General features: G+C 43.5%; 13 protein-coding genes. 8 read left to right on the forward strand and 5 right to left on the reverse strand.

Annotated elements, in window-relative coordinates:
• The first annotated feature begins 162 nt into the window (after positions 1 to 162).
• Entirely contained in the window at positions 163 to 1,614 is a 1,452-nt protein-coding gene (gene rlmD, locus JHU38_RS01325) for a 23S rRNA (uracil(1939)-C(5))-methyltransferase RlmD (protein ID WP_107582481.1), read from the forward strand.
• Between the two features lie 13 nt (positions 1,615 to 1,627).
• On the forward strand, positions 1,628 to 2,758 hold the full coding sequence (locus JHU38_RS01330) for a porin (protein WP_107582480.1): 1,131 nt from the start codon (positions 1,628 to 1,630) through the stop codon (positions 2,756 to 2,758).
• A gap of 79 nt (positions 2,759 to 2,837) precedes the next feature.
• Here JHU38_RS01330 and JHU38_RS01335 read toward each other — a convergent pair whose 3' ends face one another.
• Together JHU38_RS01335 and JHU38_RS01340 are read right to left on the reverse strand one after the other, a co-directional pair.
• The gene (locus JHU38_RS01335) at positions 2,838 to 3,509 is read right to left on the reverse strand and encodes a YggS family pyridoxal phosphate-dependent enzyme (RefSeq protein ID WP_107582479.1); all 672 of its coding nucleotides are present in this window, start codon (positions 3,507 to 3,509) and stop codon (positions 2,838 to 2,840) included.
• Between the two features lie 21 nt (positions 3,510 to 3,530).
• On the reverse strand, positions 3,531 to 4,037 hold the full coding sequence (locus tag JHU38_RS01340; RefSeq protein ID WP_107582478.1) for a DUF4494 domain-containing protein: 507 nt from the start codon (positions 4,035 to 4,037) through the stop codon (positions 3,531 to 3,533).
• A gap of 768 nt (positions 4,038 to 4,805) precedes the next feature.
• On the opposite strand from JHU38_RS01340, the gene JHU38_RS01345 reads away from it, so the two are divergent.
• The 4 genes from JHU38_RS01345 to JHU38_RS01360 all read left to right on the forward strand — a co-directional run bounded on the left by JHU38_RS01345 (position 4,806) and on the right by JHU38_RS01360 (position 10,811).
• Entirely contained in the window at positions 4,806 to 6,011 is a 1,206-nt protein-coding gene (locus JHU38_RS01345; RefSeq protein WP_107583121.1) for a pyridoxal phosphate-dependent aminotransferase, read from the forward strand.
• Between the two features lie 9 nt (positions 6,012 to 6,020).
• A complete protein-coding gene (locus tag JHU38_RS01350; protein WP_107582477.1) occupies positions 6,021 to 7,271 on the forward strand; it encodes an ABC transporter permease in 1,251 nt (416 codons plus the stop codon).
• A gap of 155 nt (positions 7,272 to 7,426) precedes the next feature.
• Complete coding sequence (locus JHU38_RS01355) at positions 7,427 to 9,097, forward strand: AMP-binding protein (protein WP_107583120.1); 1,671 nt, start codon at positions 7,427 to 7,429, stop codon at positions 9,095 to 9,097.
• Positions 9,098 to 9,146: 49 nt separating this feature from the next.
• Positions 9,147 to 10,811 carry an AMP-binding protein gene (locus JHU38_RS01360; protein ID WP_107582476.1) on the forward strand — a complete coding sequence of 555 codons (1,665 nt, stop codon included), beginning with the start codon at positions 9,147 to 9,149 and terminating at the stop codon, positions 10,809 to 10,811.
• 87 nt (positions 10,812 to 10,898) lie between these two features.
• Here the strand turns inward: JHU38_RS01360 and JHU38_RS01365 are convergent, their stop codons facing one another.
• The gene (locus tag JHU38_RS01365) at positions 10,899 to 11,297 is read right to left on the reverse strand and encodes a hypothetical protein (RefSeq protein ID WP_107582475.1); all 399 of its coding nucleotides are present in this window, start codon (positions 11,295 to 11,297) and stop codon (positions 10,899 to 10,901) included.
• A gap of 132 nt (positions 11,298 to 11,429) precedes the next feature.
• Here JHU38_RS01365 and lepA point away from each other — a divergent pair, with 132 nt between their 5' ends.
• Positions 11,430 to 13,214 (forward strand): translation elongation factor 4, encoded by a 1,785-nt coding sequence (lepA, locus tag JHU38_RS01370; protein WP_107582474.1) that lies wholly within the window; start codon positions 11,430 to 11,432, stop codon positions 13,212 to 13,214.
• 59 nt (positions 13,215 to 13,273) lie between these two features.
• On the forward strand, positions 13,274 to 13,870 hold the full coding sequence (locus JHU38_RS01375; RefSeq protein ID WP_107582473.1) for a Crp/Fnr family transcriptional regulator: 597 nt from the start codon (positions 13,274 to 13,276) through the stop codon (positions 13,868 to 13,870).
• A gap of 108 nt (positions 13,871 to 13,978) precedes the next feature.
• Here JHU38_RS01375 and JHU38_RS01380 read toward each other — a convergent pair whose 3' ends face one another.
• Complete coding sequence (locus JHU38_RS01380) at positions 13,979 to 14,716, reverse strand: YebC/PmpR family DNA-binding transcriptional regulator (RefSeq protein ID WP_107582472.1); 738 nt, start codon at positions 14,714 to 14,716, stop codon at positions 13,979 to 13,981.
• A gap of 55 nt (positions 14,717 to 14,771) precedes the next feature.
• The gene (gene pheT, locus JHU38_RS01385) at positions 14,772 to 17,240 is read right to left on the reverse strand and encodes a phenylalanine--tRNA ligase subunit beta (protein ID WP_107582471.1); all 2,469 of its coding nucleotides are present in this window, start codon (positions 17,238 to 17,240) and stop codon (positions 14,772 to 14,774) included.
• Positions 17,241 to 17,258 lie beyond the last annotated feature (18 nt).

Raw genomic sequence — 17,258 nt, forward strand, 5'->3', positions numbered from 1 at the left:
AAATATATAGGTTTTCTAAAAGATAGGCAAACTTTTATATTAAAAATTGCAATGTCGACATTGCATTTAGCCGTGTTTGCGTACACAACACGAAAAAAGATAAGGTCAAAGCATAAGCAGTTAAGCTGTTTTTAGTATTTTTGTATATCGAAAATCGATTCTATGGCAAGAAAAAAGAAAACATTCCCTGTTTTAGAAAATATTGTAATTACTGACATTGCGGCCGAAGGTAAATCCCTGGCTCGGGTAGACGACATGGTCGTATTTGTCCCTTACGCGGTTCCCGGCGACATTGTTGACCTACAGATTGTGAAGAAGAAGCATCATTACTGTGAAGCTGTTGTTGTCAAATACAAAAAGTTAAGTGACATTCGAGCTACCCCACCTTGTCAACATTTTGGTATTTGCGGTGGATGTACTTGGCAGAACCTACCCTACGACCAACAATTAAAAGCCAAACAACAGCAAGTGTACGACCAACTAACCCGCATCGCAAAGGTAGAACTTCCTGAAATCAGCCCTATCATAGGCTCAGTCAACATCTTTGAGTACAGAAACAAGATCGAATTCGGGTGCAGCAACAAGCGCTGGTTTACCCGTGAAGAACTTAATAGCCTGCCTCCTAAAGGCGATGAAGGGCCACAGCTTCGTGATAATATTGTGGCAAACAATGCCATCGGCTTCCATATCAAGGGCGCTTTCGATAAAATATATCCTATCAGCAAGTGTTATTTGATGGATGATTTACATAACCAAATCAGAAACTACATCTTTGAAGAAGCTAACCTCCTTGGAATGACCTTTTATGATATCCGTCAGCAGTGTGGGTTGCTGCGCGATGTCTTGATCAGAAACAGCAACACGGAAGAATGGATGGTTCTCATCCAGTTTCATTACGACCGGCCGAAAGACGAACAACTAAGTCTGACACTGCTTGAACACGTTGCTCGGCAGTTCCCTCAAATCACTTCCTTGCTTTATGTAAACAACCAGAAAGGTAATGACACGTTCAATGATTTAAACATTCTGACCTATCGGGGCAAAGATTTTATCTATGAAAAGATGGAAGAGCTTCGCTTCAAGGTCGGCGTGAAAAGTTTTTATCAAACCAACACAGATCAGGCCCATCAACTCTATAGCGTTGCCCGCGATTTTGCGGGACTTACAGGCAAAGAGCTTGTCTACGACTTATATACCGGCACAGGGACCATAGCCAACTTTGTGGCAAAAGACGCCAAAGCGGTCATTGGTATTGAGTATGTCAACGAGGCGATCGAAGACGCCAAGGTAAACAGCGAAATCAATCATATTTTAAACACATTGTTCTATGCCGGCGATATGAAAGATATTCTCACCGATGATTTTATCAAGACACATGGTCGCCCCGATGTCATCATCACCGATCCGCCGAGAGCCGGAATGCACCCCGATGTTGTCAACGTCATTCTCAATGCCGCGCCTGCCAGAATTGTCTATGTAAGTTGTAATCCGGCTACCCAGGCCAGAGATTTAGCCTTGTTGGACGTTAAATATAAGGTCGTTAAGGTGCAACCTGTCGATATGTTCCCTCATACGCCACACGTAGAGAATGTTGTATTATTAGAAAAGAAATAACAAATATATTCATATGAAAAAAGGTATTTTAATAGCCTTGTTGGCAGTGGCCATGACTGCGGAGGCTCAAGAGAAACAACCATCTTGGTTCAACAACATCAAACTTTCAGGCTATGGCATGACACAATACCAATATAGTGATCAGGAAGGTGCCAAAGCCAATTCGTTTAATCTGCGCATGTTTCGTTTGGCGTTGGAAGGTAAAATCAAGAACGAGTTCTATTGGAAAGCACAAGTTCAACTGAATGGAAACACATCGACACTTGGAAGCAGTCCGCGCGTGGTAGATTTGTTTGCCGAATGGCAACGCTATACGGCGTTTAAAGTGAAAATAGGACAGTTTAAGCGTCCTTTCTCCTTTGAAAATCCACTCCATCCCATTGTCCAAGGTTTCATGAGTTATTCACAGAATGTGCTGAAACTGGCCGGCTTTAGCGATAGAACGGGCGAACATGCCAGCAATGGACGCGACATCGGCGTGCAGATACAAGGCGATTTCCTGCCCAATGCTGACGGCAGAAATCTGCTCCATTATCAAGTTGGCGTCTTCAATGGGCAGGGTATCAATACCAAGGATGTAGATCAGCGAAAAGATATCATTGGCGGCGTATGGGTTATGCCCGTAAAAGGAATGCGTTTAGGCGTATTTGGTTGGGAAGGTTCTACCGCCCGTAAAGGCAAATGGAAAGACACAGGCGATACAGAAGAACACTCCGGAGTGAGGTCGCTTCCCAAACACAGATACGCTATCAGTGGCGAATACCTGACAAACGACTGGACTTTCCGCACCGAGTATATCCACGCTACGGGCAATGCCTTTTCTACCACGCTCAATAATACAAATGACGAAAATAGCAAGAATTGTAATCTGAGCAAACTAGGCAACAAAGCCGACGGCTACTACGCGTTGGTAATAGCCCCGATTATTCGAAAGAAGTTTCACGCCAAGGCCCGCTACGATGTATATCGTCCTACAGCCGAATGGTCGAAGACCAAGACTTTCTGTGAAATCGGTGCCGATTACGAGTTTCATCCTAACTTCCAGATCAACGTCGAATATGCACGGGTGAACGATAAGACCGGTTCTACTCTTGCCAAACACGGTTATAACATGATTGATGTAGAAGTGGACTTTAAATTCTGACAGACATACTATCAAAAAGAAAAAAGCTTGAACCCCGGTTTTGTTCTGGTTTCAAGCTTTTTTCTTTTCGATAATTATATCAATAGATACGCTCTCCGAATATAGAAGTGCCGACACGAATCATATTTGAGCCATGAAGTAAGGCCGTCCGATAATCATAGCTCATGCCCCACGACTTCTCACAGAACGAAGCAACATCCGCGAAATAGGCCTTTTTGACTTCCGCAAAGAAACGATCCGCCACGTCAAATTCAGACGCGACCTGCCGTTCATCATCCGTATTGGAAGCAATCGTCATCAGTCCACAAATCTCTACATGTCGCAAGGAACGCCAGCCGCCATCCGCAAGTAAAGTCCTGCAAGTCTCCAAGGTCAGTCCCGACTTCGTTTCTTCCGCCGAGACCTTTATCTCAAGCAACACCTTGACCGTCTTGTCAATCTTGGCGGCCTGCTTTTCCAACTCTTCCAAAAGCTTCATGCTGTCAACTGATTCCACCATATATATATAAGGTACGATATATTTTACCTTATTTGTTTGCAGATGACCGATATAATGCCACTCAATGTCTTCCGGCAACGCATGGACTTTCTGGCGCAGTTCCTGTTCGCGGCTCTCCCCAAAAATCCGTTGCCCGGCCCGATAGGCCTCTTGAATGGCCGCCACGGAATGGAATTTACTGACAGCTACCAGCTTGGTTCCCTCGGGAATATCCTGTAGGATGGCATGAAGATTGGAAGCAATATCTATCATAACGCTCAAATTAAATATTCATCAAGCCTTCGCCTCGGCTTCTTCGTATTCGGGAGTGTCGTTTTTCTCCTTTCCCGAAACTGTCGATTTGTGCTCAAATACATCCATGATCTGTGTTTCCTGAATGGCGCTGATCACATAATCAATCATCGTTCCACCCATCACCTCCTCAATATGCTTGACAGCTAACGGCAGATTGCCCGCCTGCACCAGATAGGTTACCGTGGAGCGTTTCTCTTTTTCGGTCTTTTCGTCAATCGTGATAAACTGAAGTTTGATCTTGTACCACTTGTCATCGTTGTCCGCGTCGCTGAAGAATATTTCCCCATAACCGGCCATCTTGATATCACGCACCTTGAAATCGCCGGTGATATAAGCCGACATCTCTTCAATTATGGCATTCTCAGCCTCGGTAAAGCTCAACGCGTCGACAACATATTGTTCGGTGGTCATCTTCTGAGAACCGTCCTCCATCATTTTTTCATAACGAATCTTGGTTTCAAACCAACTACTTGTTCTACTTCTCATTCTGTATATGCTTATTGTTATTGTGTCGCAAAAGTACCAATTAAATTCCGAAACTCAAAAAGATTTCAATAAATGATAAAGTCATACAGATCTGTCAATCGTTTATGGCAAAGGGGCTGGCATACCGGTGATGAAGCATCCTACTTCATTTCCTAAACTTTCTCCCGTGATTTTGTTATAAAAAATCGCATTATTTTAACACTTCTGCAACATCTCATTCAGCTGCCGTCATGCCGGAAAAAGCCTTCGTTTTGCCGATTTCTGCACCCTTTTATGCTCAAAGCTGTCCTTTTATCGGCTCAAAGCATAGCGATTACACGGTCAAAGCATAGCTTTCTGCCGATAAAAGGGCCGCGATTACGGCCTAAAAGCATAGCTATTAAAGGTAAAAAAGCAAAGGAGAAACACCCATAAAAATACAATATGTTGATAATCAGCGCTTTATAAAGTCGCGCAAAAATCGCTTATTTTCGTCCAAGTCTTTTCTTTTTCAAATAATGCCACTTTTTTGATGGTATATGTAAAGATAATTCAGGTTTTCTCATTGCTGTTTTCAAAGACATCAGGGCCGCAAGCGGCCAAGAAAAGCATAAGGCTAATTTTCCAAGGAAAAATCGGTATTTTCACGCTACTTTGAGCAAGTGCCGGTAGAAAACAGTCATTTTTTAAGTCAATTTTTCCCAAATGCGATGGAAAACATCAGTTAATAGACTGAATTTTCTTAATTTTGCACAGAAGATAACCCAAGACATATCAAGTATAATTAAAATGCCGGAAATTTCAGTTCGAGGTATAGAGATGCCAGAATCTCCTATCAGAAAGTTGGCACCCTTGGCAATGGAAGCCAAAAAGAAAGGTATCAAAGTATATCACCTAAATATCGGTCAGCCCGACCTGCCAACTCCCCAATGTGGTTTAGACGCTCTGAAGAATATCAACCGAACGGTTTTGGAGTATTCGCCAAGCCAAGGATATCTAAGCTACAGGCAAAAACTTGTTGATTACTATAAAAAATATGATATTCACGTGACGGCCGACGACATCATCATTACTTCGGGTGGTAGTGAGGCCGTGCTGTTCACCTTCATGAGCTGTCTCAATCCCGGCGATGAAATCATTGTTCCCGAGCCCGCTTATGCCAATTACATGGCTTTTGCCATCAGTGCCGGCGCCAAGATAAAAACGATCGCGACAACCATAGACGAAGGTTTTTCGCTGCCCAAGGTCGAAAAGTTTGAGGAACTGATCAACGACCGTACCAGGGCCATTATGATTTGCAACCCCAACAATCCTACGGGATATCTCTATACAAGGCACGAAATGAACCAGATCAAGGATCTTGTCAAGAAGTACGACCTGTACCTCTTCTCCGACGAGGTGTATAGAGAGTACATTTATACGGGTAGTCCCTATATATCGGCTTGCCATTTGGAAGGTATTGAGCAGAATGTGGTTCTCATCGATTCCGTTTCGAAGCGGTATTCGGAATGTGGTATCAGAATCGGAGCTTTGATCACGAAAAACGAACAGATCAGAAAGGCTGTGATGAAGTTCTGCCAAGCCAGGCTGTCGCCCCCTCTGATCGGACAGATCGTTGCCGAAGCGTCGCTCGACGCGCCCGAAAGCTATTATCGTGACGTGTATGACGAGTACGTAGAACGCCGGAAATGCCTGATCGATGGGTTGAACCGGATACATGGCGTCTACTCTCCGATTCCGATGGGGGCCTTTTATACGGTGGCCAAACTGCCGGTTGACGATGCCGAAAAGTTCTGCAGATGGTGCTTAAAGGAATTTAACGACGAGGGCGAAACGGTCATGATGGCACCGGCCTCGGGCTTTTATACGACTCCGGGAGCCGGCCGCAACCAAGTAAGAATAGCCTACGTACTGAAGAAAGAAGACCTGGCGCGCGCGCTCGTCATATTAAGAAAAGCACTCGACGCTTATCCGGGCAGAGTAGACGAAGATTGACAAGAACTTATGAACTTCCCTCTATTTATAGCCAAACGCTTATTTAAGGAGCAAAGCGACCGTAAGAAAGTGTCGCGTCCGGCCATCCGCATAGCCATGGCAGGCGTTGCCATCGGGCTGGCAGTGATGATTGTATCGGTTTGTGTCGTGTTGGGATTCAAGCATTCTATCAGGAACAAGGTGATTGGTTTTGGCAGCCAGATTCAAGTTGCCGACTTCATGACCCTGCAAACATCCGAATCCTACCCCATCCAAATGGGCGACTCCATGATGCGGCTGCTGAAGAAAGTGCCGGGGGTAAGACACGTGCAGCGATTTGCTATGAAACAGGGGATTCTCAAAACCGAATCCGACTTTCTGGGTGTTGTTTTCAAGGGTGTCTCGGAAGAATACGACACGACATTTATTCATCATAACCTCGTATCGGGCAGCTTGCCAAAATTCTCCGCGTCGAAGAGCAGCAATCAGCTTCTCATTTCGAAAATCATGGCTGATAAGCTCATGTTGAAGACCGGCCAAAAGATTTTTGCCTATTTTATTGACATGAATGCGGGCATCAAAATGCGACGGTTTACTATTTCGGGAATTTACGAGACCAACCTGGCCCAGTATGACCAGTCGATCTGCTTTACCGATTTATATACAGCCGTGAAGCTCAACGGATGGGAAAGCGATCAGGCAAGCGGCGCGGAACTGATGGTGAACGATTTCGACCAAATCGATCTTTCCGAAGACTATATCGTCAAGCATGTAAACCGGACAGTAGATAAATACGGCGAAACATACAGCTCTAAAACTATTCAGGAGCTCAGCCCGCAGATATTCTCATGGCTCGATCTCCTCGATCTTAATGTCTGGATCATCATGGCCCTCATGATCGCCGTGGCCGGAGTGACCATGATATCAGGACTATTGATCATCATTTTGGAACGGACAGCCATGATCGGCGTGCTCAAGGCACTGGGATCGAGCAACCGTATAATCCGTCATACCTTCCTCTGGTTTGCGTTTTTCATCATAGGCAAAGGTCTGATGATTGGCAATCTTATAGGCTTTGGCCTGGTATTGACCCAGAAAGTATTCGGTATTATCAAACTCGACCCTTCTATATATTATATTAATGTAGTGCCGGTAGAAATCAATGTGACGCTGTTGGTCTTGCTCAATATTGCTACTTTGCTGATCAGCGTTTTCGTCCTGATTGTTCCCAGCTACCTCATTTCACACATACATCCGTCGAAGAGCATGCGCTATGAATAGAGCCATGCGATAATATCGAACAACGAATAGGACAAACCGAACAACGACTGCCGACAAACGACTTTTATTCGGATAAAAACACGATTTTCTGCACATTTTTTTTGGCTTTGCGCAAAGAAGATATTATCTTTGCACACAAAATTGAAGATTGTGCAATGAATACGATACCTAGTTTTAATTCGTATATAGAAAAAAGCATTTTAGATAATTGGGACAAAGACGCTCTTACCGATTATAAAGGAACAACATTACAATACCGCGATGTAGCCCGCAAAATAGAGAAACTGCATATATTGTTTGAGAATAGCGGAATACAAAAAGGTGACAAGATCGCGTTATATGGTAGAAACAGTTCACATTGGGCTGTAGCATTTCTGGCTACCATCGCTTATGGAGCTGTTGTCGTTCCTATTCAGCATGAGTTCACGCCCGATCAGGTTTACAATATCGTAAACCACTCGGAATCCAAACTGTTGTTTGTCGGCGATTTTGCCGCTCCCGAAATAGAAGCCGCGGAAATGCCCCACTTAGAGGGCATCATCTACATTCCTGACTTTTCTGTTATAGTATCTCGAACAGAGAAACTGAACTACGCCCGTGAGCATCTCAATGAGATTTTTGGTCATAAATATCCCAAATATTTCAGAAAAAAGCATGTCAAGTATCATCAAGATACGAGTGAAGAGCTGGCCATGATCAATTATACAAGTGGCACGACGGGATTTTCCAAAGGCGTAATGCTTCCTTACAGGGCCTTGGCCAGTAATGTAGACTTTCTGACAGACGCTATCGGAACAAAATTAGACAAGAGCAACAGCAATGTGCTCTCAATATTGCCGATGGCCCACATGTATGGGTTGCTGGTAGAATTTCTTTTCGAATTTTGCTTTGGCAATCACATCTTCTTTCTCACTCGACTTCCAAGTCCTTCATTCATAGCGGAGGCCTGTGCTGACATCAAGCCGGCACTGTTGGTTTCCGTGCCTCTGATCGTTGAAAAAATCGTCAGGAAGAAAATCTTCCCGATCTTACAGACGAACAAGGTAAAGTTTCTGCTGAACATCCCTGTACTTAACAAAAAAATCAAAGAACGTCTCGTAGAGATGGTGAAAGCAGAGTTCGGCGGAAAGATCTACGAAATCATTGTCGGTGGAGCCGCGCTAAACAGAGAAGTAGAGAGTTTCCTGACAAGCATAGGCTTCCCGATAACAATGGGATATGGTACGACGGAAACGGCACCAATGATAACGTTCAGCGATTGGACAGACTTTGTGCCCTGCAGTTGTGGGACTCCGGTTGCCAATATGGAAGTGAGGATTCTTAGCGATGATCCCGAGAATAAGCTTGGCGAAATCATCACGAAAGGCGCCAATGTGATGACCGGCTACTACAAAAACGAAGAGGGCACCAAGGCCGTTCTTGATGAATATGGCTGGTTTCACACAGGAGATTTGGCAACCATGAGTCCGGATGGACATGTTTTTATCAAAGGAAGAATCAAAAATATGCTGTTAGGATCAAACGGTCAGAATATATTCCCGGAAGAAATTGAAGACAAGCTCAATTCAATGACGATGGTAAGTGAGAGTCTTGTCATTCAAGAAGGTGACAAACTCATTGGTTTGGTTTATCCTGATTACGACGAAACGGATTCCTTGGAATTTAACGACGAAGACCTTGCGGGTATCATGGAACACAACCGCCTGGAACTGAATGCCATGTTGCCCCAGTTTGCAAAGCTGTCGGCGATCAGAATTCATGACACGGAGTTTCAAAAGACGCCTAAGAAAAGTATCAAACGCTACCTCTATCAGGTCAAAGCCTGATTTTTACAAAGACAAGATAAAACAAAATTATAATTAAAATTCATTGATTATGGAAAATGTGCCCAGTTTTAATGAGTTAATACAGAAAACGATTATTAATAATTGGGAGCTTGACGCACTAACTGACTTCAAAGGTGCGACTCTTCAATACCATGACGTAGCACGCAAAATCGTTAAACTCCACATCATGTTCGAGAACAGTGGAGTTGTGAAAGGCGACAAAATCGCGCTTTGTGGCAGGAACAGTGCCTGTTGGGCTGTGGCATTTCTGGCAACCCTTACTTATGGCGCAGTGGCAGTGCCCATACTCCATGAGTTTACGGCAGACCAGATTCACAATATCGTTAACCACAGTGAAGCCAAGCTCCTCTTTGTCGGTGACGTGGTGGCCACACAGATTGATCCGACGAAAATGCAGGGATTGGAAGGAATCATCTATATTCCCGACTATTCGTTAGTTGTTTCAAGAACAGATAAATTAACGTACGCGCGTGAGCACCTTAATGAGATATTCGGTCAAAGATTTCCAAAATATTTTCGCAAGGAGCATGTAAGCTACTACATAGAAGAGTCTCCCAATGAGTTGGCACTTATCAACTATACGAGTGGAACGACGGGATTCTCCAAAGGGGTTATGATTCCCTATCGTGCTATTTGGAGCAACGCTGATTTTGCGGAGCACGTTTTGGGAGCCCATATTGACAGAGGCGATAGGGTAATTAGTATTCTGCCGATGGCCCACATGTATGGAATGGCGTTTGAATTCTTGTTTGAATTCCTGAAAGGATGCCACATCTTTTATTTAACACGCGTTCCGAGCCCTGCCATTATCGCACAGGCGTTCGCCGAAGTCAGGCCGAAGGTTATCATTGCCGTGCCGCTTGTCATCGAAAAAATCATTAAGAAGAAGGTCTTCCCAAAGATTCAGAATAATAAGATGAAGATTCTTCTTAACATGCCGGTTGTCAATAAGAAAGTCAGAGAAAAGATCTGTGATCAGGTTTCGCACGCTTTCGGTGATGAGTTCTACGAAGTGATCATCGGTGGCGCGGCTTTCAATCAAGAGGTAGAAAAGTTCCTCCATGGCTTGAAATTCAAATATACGGTAGGCTATGGCGCCACGGAGTGCGCGCCGATTATCTGTTATTCAGATTATAAAGATTTTGTACCGGGCAGTTGTGGTAAAGCCGTAATCCACATGGATGTGAAAATTGACAGTCCGGATCCGAAAAATATTCCCGGAGAAATATTGGCACGTGGTATCAATGTCATGTTGGGATATTATAAAAATGAAGAGGCGACCCGGGAAACCATTGACAATGAAGGTTGGTATCACACCGGAGACTTAGGAACCATGGATGAAAATGGCAATGTTTTCATCAAAGGCCGTTCGAAGAACATGCTTCTTGGCGCCAATGGCCAGAATATTTATCCTGAAGAAATTGAAGATCAGCTCAATTCCATGCCTATGGTTGTTGAAAGTGTTGTTATTCAAGAAGGAGACAAACTTGTCGGTCTTGTATTCCCAGACTTTGATGAGGCAAAACTGATGGGACTGAATCAAGAAGACCTTGATAACGTCATGGAGCAGAATCGACAGGATTTGAATGCCGTTCTGCCTGCTTATTGTAAGTTGAGCGCAATCAGAATCCACGAAGAAGAATTTGAAAAGACCCCCAAAAAGAGTATCAAGAGATTCTTATACACACAATAATATATATGGGTAAATAGGCATCAGTATTACTCATGAAGAGATTATTTTAGGGCAATTCACACTTGTGGGTTGCCCTAAAATTAATATTTACTGATAATCTTTCTTTGTAAACACAGCCCTAAAGAGAATCTTTTTAGGTTCCCGTGTCGAATGGCAGACATATTCAAAGTTAAATCCGGCATCCTTATATACCTTCAGATTTGTGTTATCAATAATACCTTGGGATAGTCCGTCTCGTATTTTGGAATGAAATCGGTTGATTACATCGCTATCATCGAACATGTCTGAGAATGAGCAATAATAAGTATAGGTTCGTGTCTGTTTATCGAAAACGACGCTATCGGTGCGTGTATTGTTAGAAACAGGGGTTGGACAATACTTCTCCGTAAACTCCGAGGATTCACGACTCGCTCTGTCTTCCAGACTCTCATGTCCACAGGCTGCAAGAAACAGAGTGGAAACGATTAATAACAAATGTTTATACATAAATGCAATTATTTAGCGGCAAAGTTATTATTTATTTAAACATCTACCAACGATTCGCTGTTTTTTATCATATATGGGGGTAGCAAATCAATTAAATTAATTACCTTTGTAGCTTAAAGAACACAATAATAAATGAATCATATAAGGAATTTCTGCATTATTGCCCACATTGATCATGGCAAGTCAACATTAGCAGACAGGTTGCTGGAATTTACGAAGACAATCCAAGTAACAGAAGGACAAATGCTTGACAACATGGATCTTGAACGAGAAAGAGGTATTACGATCAAGAGCCATGCCATCCAAATGGAATACAAAGCCAAGGATGGAGAGAAGTATATCCTTAATCTGATAGATACGCCGGGGCACGTTGATTTCTCTTATGAAGTATCTCGAAGTATAGCTGCTTGCGAAGGAGCATTGCTCATTGTTGACGCCACGCAAGGAGTTCAAGCACAGACCATTTCCAATCTTTATATGGCCATTGATCATGACTTGGAAATTATTCCTGTCATCAATAAAATCGACATGCCCAACGCTATGCCCGATGAGGTTGAGGATGAAATTATCGGCCTTCTCGGTTGTGACCGTAGCGACATCATTCGCGCTTCGGGAAGGACGGGCGAAGGTGTAGAGAATATTCTTGAAGCGGTCATTTCGCGCATACCTCATCCAACAGGTTTCACCGATGCGCCGGCCCAAGCTCTTATCTTTGACTCCATTTTTAATAGTTTCCGTGGTATTATCGTTCTATGCAAGGTTGTAAACGGAACCATCAAAAAAGGTGAAAAGGTGAAGTTTTTCAACACTGATATGGATTATGTTGCCGACGAGGTGGGCGTATTAAAGATGGATATGGTTCCTAAGAATGAACTTACCGCGGGCGAAGTAGGCTATATTATCAGCGGCATAAAGACTGCCACAGAAGTAAAAGTAGGAGATACCGTTACCTCTGTTGCTAATCCCTGCAAGTCTGCTATTGAGGGATTTATGGAAGTAAAGCCAATGGTCTTTGCCGGTGTCTACCCCATCGATCCCAATGATTATGAAAATCTCAGAGCCTCTCTCGAAAAATTACAGCTCAATGATGCTTCATTAACGTTTTCACCGGAGAGTTCAATCGCCTTGGGATTTGGTTTCCGTTGTGGATTCCTTGGGCTTCTGCACATGGAAATTATTCAGGAACGACTTGACAGAGAGTTCAACATGGACGTCATTACCACCGTTCCGAACGTTTCATATATGGTCTATGACAAACAAGGTAATGCCAAAGAGGTCCATAATCCCTCCGGGCTTCCGGACCAGACCATGATTGATCATATAGAAGAGCCCTATATTAGAGCGTCTATCATAACGGCAAGCACCTTCATTGGTCCAATCATGAAACTATGTCTGGACAAGCGTGGTGAGCTGATTAATCAGGAATATGTGAGTGGGAACAGAGTTGAACTGCATTTTATGATTCCCTTGGGCGAAATCGTGATCGACTTCTACGATAAGTTGAAGAGTATTTCCAAAGGATATGCGTCGTTCGACTACCACGTTGATTCATTCAGGCCATCTAAACTCGCCAAGCTTGATATTCTTCTAAACGGTGAACCTGTCGATGCGTTATCGACCCTAACTCATGAGAGTAATGCAGTGACGTTTGGCAGAAGAATGTGTGAGAAACTGAAAGAGCTGATTCCACGGCAACAGTTTGACATAGCAATCCAAGCAGCCATTGGTGCAAAGATTGTTGCAAGAGAAACGGTAAAGCAGGTCCGAAAAGACGTTACAGCCAAATGTTATGGAGGCGATGTGAGCCGAAAAAGAAAGCTTTTGGAAAAGCAGAAACAAGGAAAGAAGAGAATGAAGCAAGTAGGGAATGTTCAAGTTCCACAAAAAGCATTCCTTGCTGTGCTGAAGTTAGATTAATCCATAGTTACATATTTTGTTTTATAACTTGATCATTAAAATCCATAAAGGAAAGCAAAATGAAAGAACTTGTCAATACTACAAGAGATGTTGCTCGAGAACTTGCACGTAAGTATAGTACAATGACCCATGAAGAATTGGACTTACTTGAAAGCATTCTCGTCCCGATGAAATTTAACAAGAATCAACTCATCCTGAAAGAAGGTGAGGTTTGTGAAAACATTTACTACATTGACAAAGGCCTTGTTCGCCAATTCTATTTCAAAAATGGTAAAGAGGTGACAGAGCACCTGGGCGAAAATCACACGATTTTCATGTGTATTGAAAGTCTTTTCAAAGAAGAGCCGACAAAATTACAGGTTGAAGCTATTGAGCCTTCTATCATCTACGCCCTTCCGAAAAGACGCTTGGAGAGCGTTGCGTTGCATAATGTCAATATTCAGATACTATATCGAAAGATATTGGAAGAAAGCTTGATCCTCTCACAGATTCATGCAGACTTAGTAAGATTTGAGACGGCGCAAGATCGATATAGAAAAATGTGCAAGTTCATGCCACAAGTTGTACTTCGTGCCCCATTGGTATATATAGCAAGCTATCTGCAAATGACACCCGAGACACTGTCCAGAGTGCGCTCGTCTACCCTTTTAGATTAACCGAAATCTGTTGCTGTTTATACACTCTTTTAGGACTACATATTACAATTAAAGGCTTGGATTCCACTCAATCCAAGCCTTTATTGCAAGTAATAAATAAGATACAGCTTATTCCGAAGCCTCTTCCGGCTTCATGTTGGTATATACTGTCTGAACATCATCAAACTCTTCAAGTCTCTCCACCATTTTATCTATGGTTTCACGTTCCTCTGCTGTTACGTCTTTCAAGTCGTTAGGGATGTAGGTAAATTCTGCACCGGTAACTTCGAAACCTTCAGCCTCAAGATGTTTCTGGATGTCTCCGAAGCTCTTAGGATCGCCATAAATGGTTATTTCGTTAGCTTCTTCATCCTCGTCATATTCATCTTCCACGCCATAATCAATGAGATCAAGAATCATCTCATCCATATCCAGACCGTCTTTCTTCTTAAAAGTAAACACGCTCTTATGATCAAACAGGAATGATAAACTGCCTGTCGTACCCATATTGCCATTAAACTTATTGAAGATGGAACGGACATCAGCTACCGTGCGAGTCGTATTATCTGTCAAAGTATCTACAAATACCGCAACACCATGAGGACCATAACCTTCATACGTCACTTCCTTGTATTCACTCTGATCCTTACCCATCGCATTCTTAATGGCACGCTCAATATTGTCTTTCGGCATATTCTCGCGCTTGCAGTTTGCGATCAGCGCACGTAGTGTGGGATTGTTCTCCGGTTCAGGACCACCAGCCTTTACTGCGATAGCAATCTGTTTACCTAATTTCGTAAATGTACGAGCCATGTGGCCCCATCTTTTCATTTTCGTTGCTTTACGATACTCAAATGCTCTTCCCATTGGAATAATTATTTATTAAGTTTTACTATTTCCGTTTTATTCGTCCTACGACACATTACCTCAATTGCGCATTCAACTTTCCTGTAAGGTTCGCAATCAGTTTCGTCATGATTGCGTCAATCTGTTTGTCGTTAAGTGTCTTCTGTTCATCCTGTAGAATAAAGTTCACGGCATAACTCTTTTTGCCGACCGGAAGGTTTTTTCCTTCATACACGTCAAAAAGTTCTACACGCTTCAATAGTTTCTTCTCGGTTTGTCGGGCAATATCTTCTATTTGCTTGAAAGAAACATTCTTGTCAATAAGAAGCGCCAAATCACGGCTGACAGAAGGAAACTTACTAATCTCCGCAAAGACAACTTCATGCTTGCGGACAGCCTTCATGAGGACGGTCCAATGAATATCGGCAAAATAGACATCATTGTCAATGTCAAAAGCTTTACGAATTGCGACATCCAGAATGCCTAGCTCGGCAATCACCTGACCGTTTCTGGTTTCAAAACGGATAGACTTGGAGAAGACATTATTATCATTTTCCTTCACAGACAACATATCCGATGCCAGACCAACACGTGCAAAAATATTCTGCACATAAGCCTTCAACTCATAGAAATTGCTGTTCTCGTCGGGATGTATCCAGCTGCCGACTACCCGTTTTCCCGTTACCCACAAGCCTAAATGCTTATCTTGTTTGTAAGCTTTTATTGGTTCCTCCGCAGTCCATCTCTCTTTTACAAAGCTATAGGTATTACCAAATTCAAAGAATTTTAAATTCGGATTCTTACGGTTCGCGTTGCGAACAATACTTTCCAAACCACCAAAAAGAATGCTTTGCCGCATCACGCCTAAGTCGGCGCTCAATGGATTCATCACTTTCACGGTAGAAAATTCAGGATAGGCGTTCAAATCCAACCCTGTGTAATACGAAGCCTTCGACAGAGAATTGTTAAGAATCTCATTAAATCCACAGCCAACAAGCTGCTCGCTAACGATATTCTCAACGCGATATACGTGATCTTCCTCACCCTGGACTGTCAGCGAACTCTTCAACCGGGTAGGAATTTCTACGTTATTATAACCATAAATACGCAATATGTCCTCAACAACATCACACGGGCGCTGCACGTCTACTCGGTATGCCGGCACGGTAAGCCGTAAGCCTTCTTCTGTTTCGGCCGTGATGGTCATTTCAAGATTAGTCAGAATATTCTTAATTGTGTCCGTTCCGATTTCCTTGCCGATCAATGTCTTTACGTAATCATATTTCAAGAATACCTCAAAGTCATTCATCTTAACCGGATATACATCTTTTATATCCATGCTGATTTTGCCACCGGCCAACTCCTTGCAAAGAATCGCGGCCTGCTTCAAGGCGTATATCTGACCGTTAGGATCAATACCACGCTCAAATCTGAAGGAAGAATCCGTGGAAAGTCCATGTCTACGGGCACTCTTGCGAATCCATGTCGGATGGAAGTAGGCGCTTTCGAGAACAACGTTACGTGTCGTTTCATAGGTACCACTCCCCTTTCCTCCAAATACGCCCGCTATGCACATCGGTTCGTTTGCGTTGCAAATACTCAGGTCGTGAGTTCCTAATTCATGCTCTTCACCGTCTAAGGTAACGAACTTTGTTCCTTCAGGTTGCGTTCGTACAACAATCTTATGACCTTCTACCATGTCGGCGTCAAAGCAGTGCATAGGTTGACCGTAGGCCATCATGATATAGTTTGTGATATCAACGATATTATTGATAGGGCGTAGGCCGATAACGCGAAGTTTATTCCGGAGCCATTCCGGACTCTCTTTTACTTCACAATCAGTTATGCTGACACAGGCATAACGCCGACAGGCTTCCGTATTCTCTATTTCAACATCAATGGGCAAGTCATGATTATCAACGGCAAAGCCGGAACAATCAGGACGATGCAAACTTGTTTCATAACCGTTTTGCTTGAGCCACGCGTACAGATCACGGGCTACGCCATAATGACTCAACGCGTCGGCACGATTGGCCGTGATGTCTATTTCCATCAGCCAGTCACTCTCCAAATGATAATAAGAGGCTGCCGGCGTACCGACAACCGCGTCTTCCGGCAAGACAATGATTCCGGCATGATCGGTACCGATGCCAATCTCATCTTCAGCACAAATCATACCAAAGCTGTCAACGCCCCGCAGTTTGCTTCTCTTAATCGTAAAACTCGAGTCGCCATCATAAAGTACGCATCCTAAGTCTGCTACGATGACTTTCTGCCCGGCTGCCACATTCGGCGCCCCACAGACGATCTGTTGAGCTTCGCCGCGTCCAAGATCAACAGTCGTAACATGTAAATGATCAGAATTGGGATGGGGCTCACAGGTTAATACCTGACCTACATAAAGCCCCTGAAGACCGCCTTTAATACTTTGAACCTCTTCCAATGCGCCTACTTCAAGGCCACACGAGGTCAGCGCGTCCGCTGTTTGCTGTGGCGTCAAGTCGAAGTCGACATACTCTTTAAGCCATTTGTAAGAAATATTCATTATAATGATTTTTTATGT

The sequence above is a fragment of the Prevotella illustrans genome, assembly GCF_017426725.1.
In the GTDB taxonomy this organism is placed as follows: domain Bacteria; phylum Bacteroidota; class Bacteroidia; order Bacteroidales; family Bacteroidaceae; genus Prevotella; species Prevotella illustrans.

Coding starts and splice junctions, on each gene's coding strand:
- JHU38_RS01365 (WP_107582475.1), bottom strand. CDS start 11,297: ATGTATAAACATTTGTTATTAATCGTTTCCACTCTGTTTCTTGCAGCC.
- JHU38_RS01330 (WP_107582480.1), top strand. CDS start 1,628: ATGAAAAAAGGTATTTTAATAGCCTTGTTGGCAGTGGCCATGACTGCG.
- JHU38_RS01355 (WP_107583120.1), top strand. CDS start 7,427: ATGAATACGATACCTAGTTTTAATTCGTATATAGAAAAAAGCATTTTA.
- lepA (WP_107582474.1), top strand. CDS start 11,430: ATGAATCATATAAGGAATTTCTGCATTATTGCCCACATTGATCATGGC.
- pheT (WP_107582471.1), bottom strand. CDS start 17,240: ATGAATATTTCTTACAAATGGCTTAAAGAGTATGTCGACTTCGACTTG.
- JHU38_RS01380 (WP_107582472.1), bottom strand. CDS start 14,716: ATGGGAAGAGCATTTGAGTATCGTAAAGCAACGAAAATGAAAAGATGG.
- JHU38_RS01335 (WP_107582479.1), bottom strand. CDS start 3,509: ATGATAGATATTGCTTCCAATCTTCATGCCATCCTACAGGATATTCCC.
- JHU38_RS01375 (WP_107582473.1), top strand. CDS start 13,274: ATGAAAGAACTTGTCAATACTACAAGAGATGTTGCTCGAGAACTTGCA.
- JHU38_RS01345 (WP_107583121.1), top strand. CDS start 4,806: ATGCCGGAAATTTCAGTTCGAGGTATAGAGATGCCAGAATCTCCTATC.
- JHU38_RS01360 (WP_107582476.1), top strand. CDS start 9,147: ATGGAAAATGTGCCCAGTTTTAATGAGTTAATACAGAAAACGATTATT.
- rlmD (WP_107582481.1), top strand. CDS start 163: ATGGCAAGAAAAAAGAAAACATTCCCTGTTTTAGAAAATATTGTAATT.
- JHU38_RS01350 (WP_107582477.1), top strand. CDS start 6,021: ATGAACTTCCCTCTATTTATAGCCAAACGCTTATTTAAGGAGCAAAGC.
- JHU38_RS01340 (WP_107582478.1), bottom strand. CDS start 4,037: ATGAGAAGTAGAACAAGTAGTTGGTTTGAAACCAAGATTCGTTATGAA.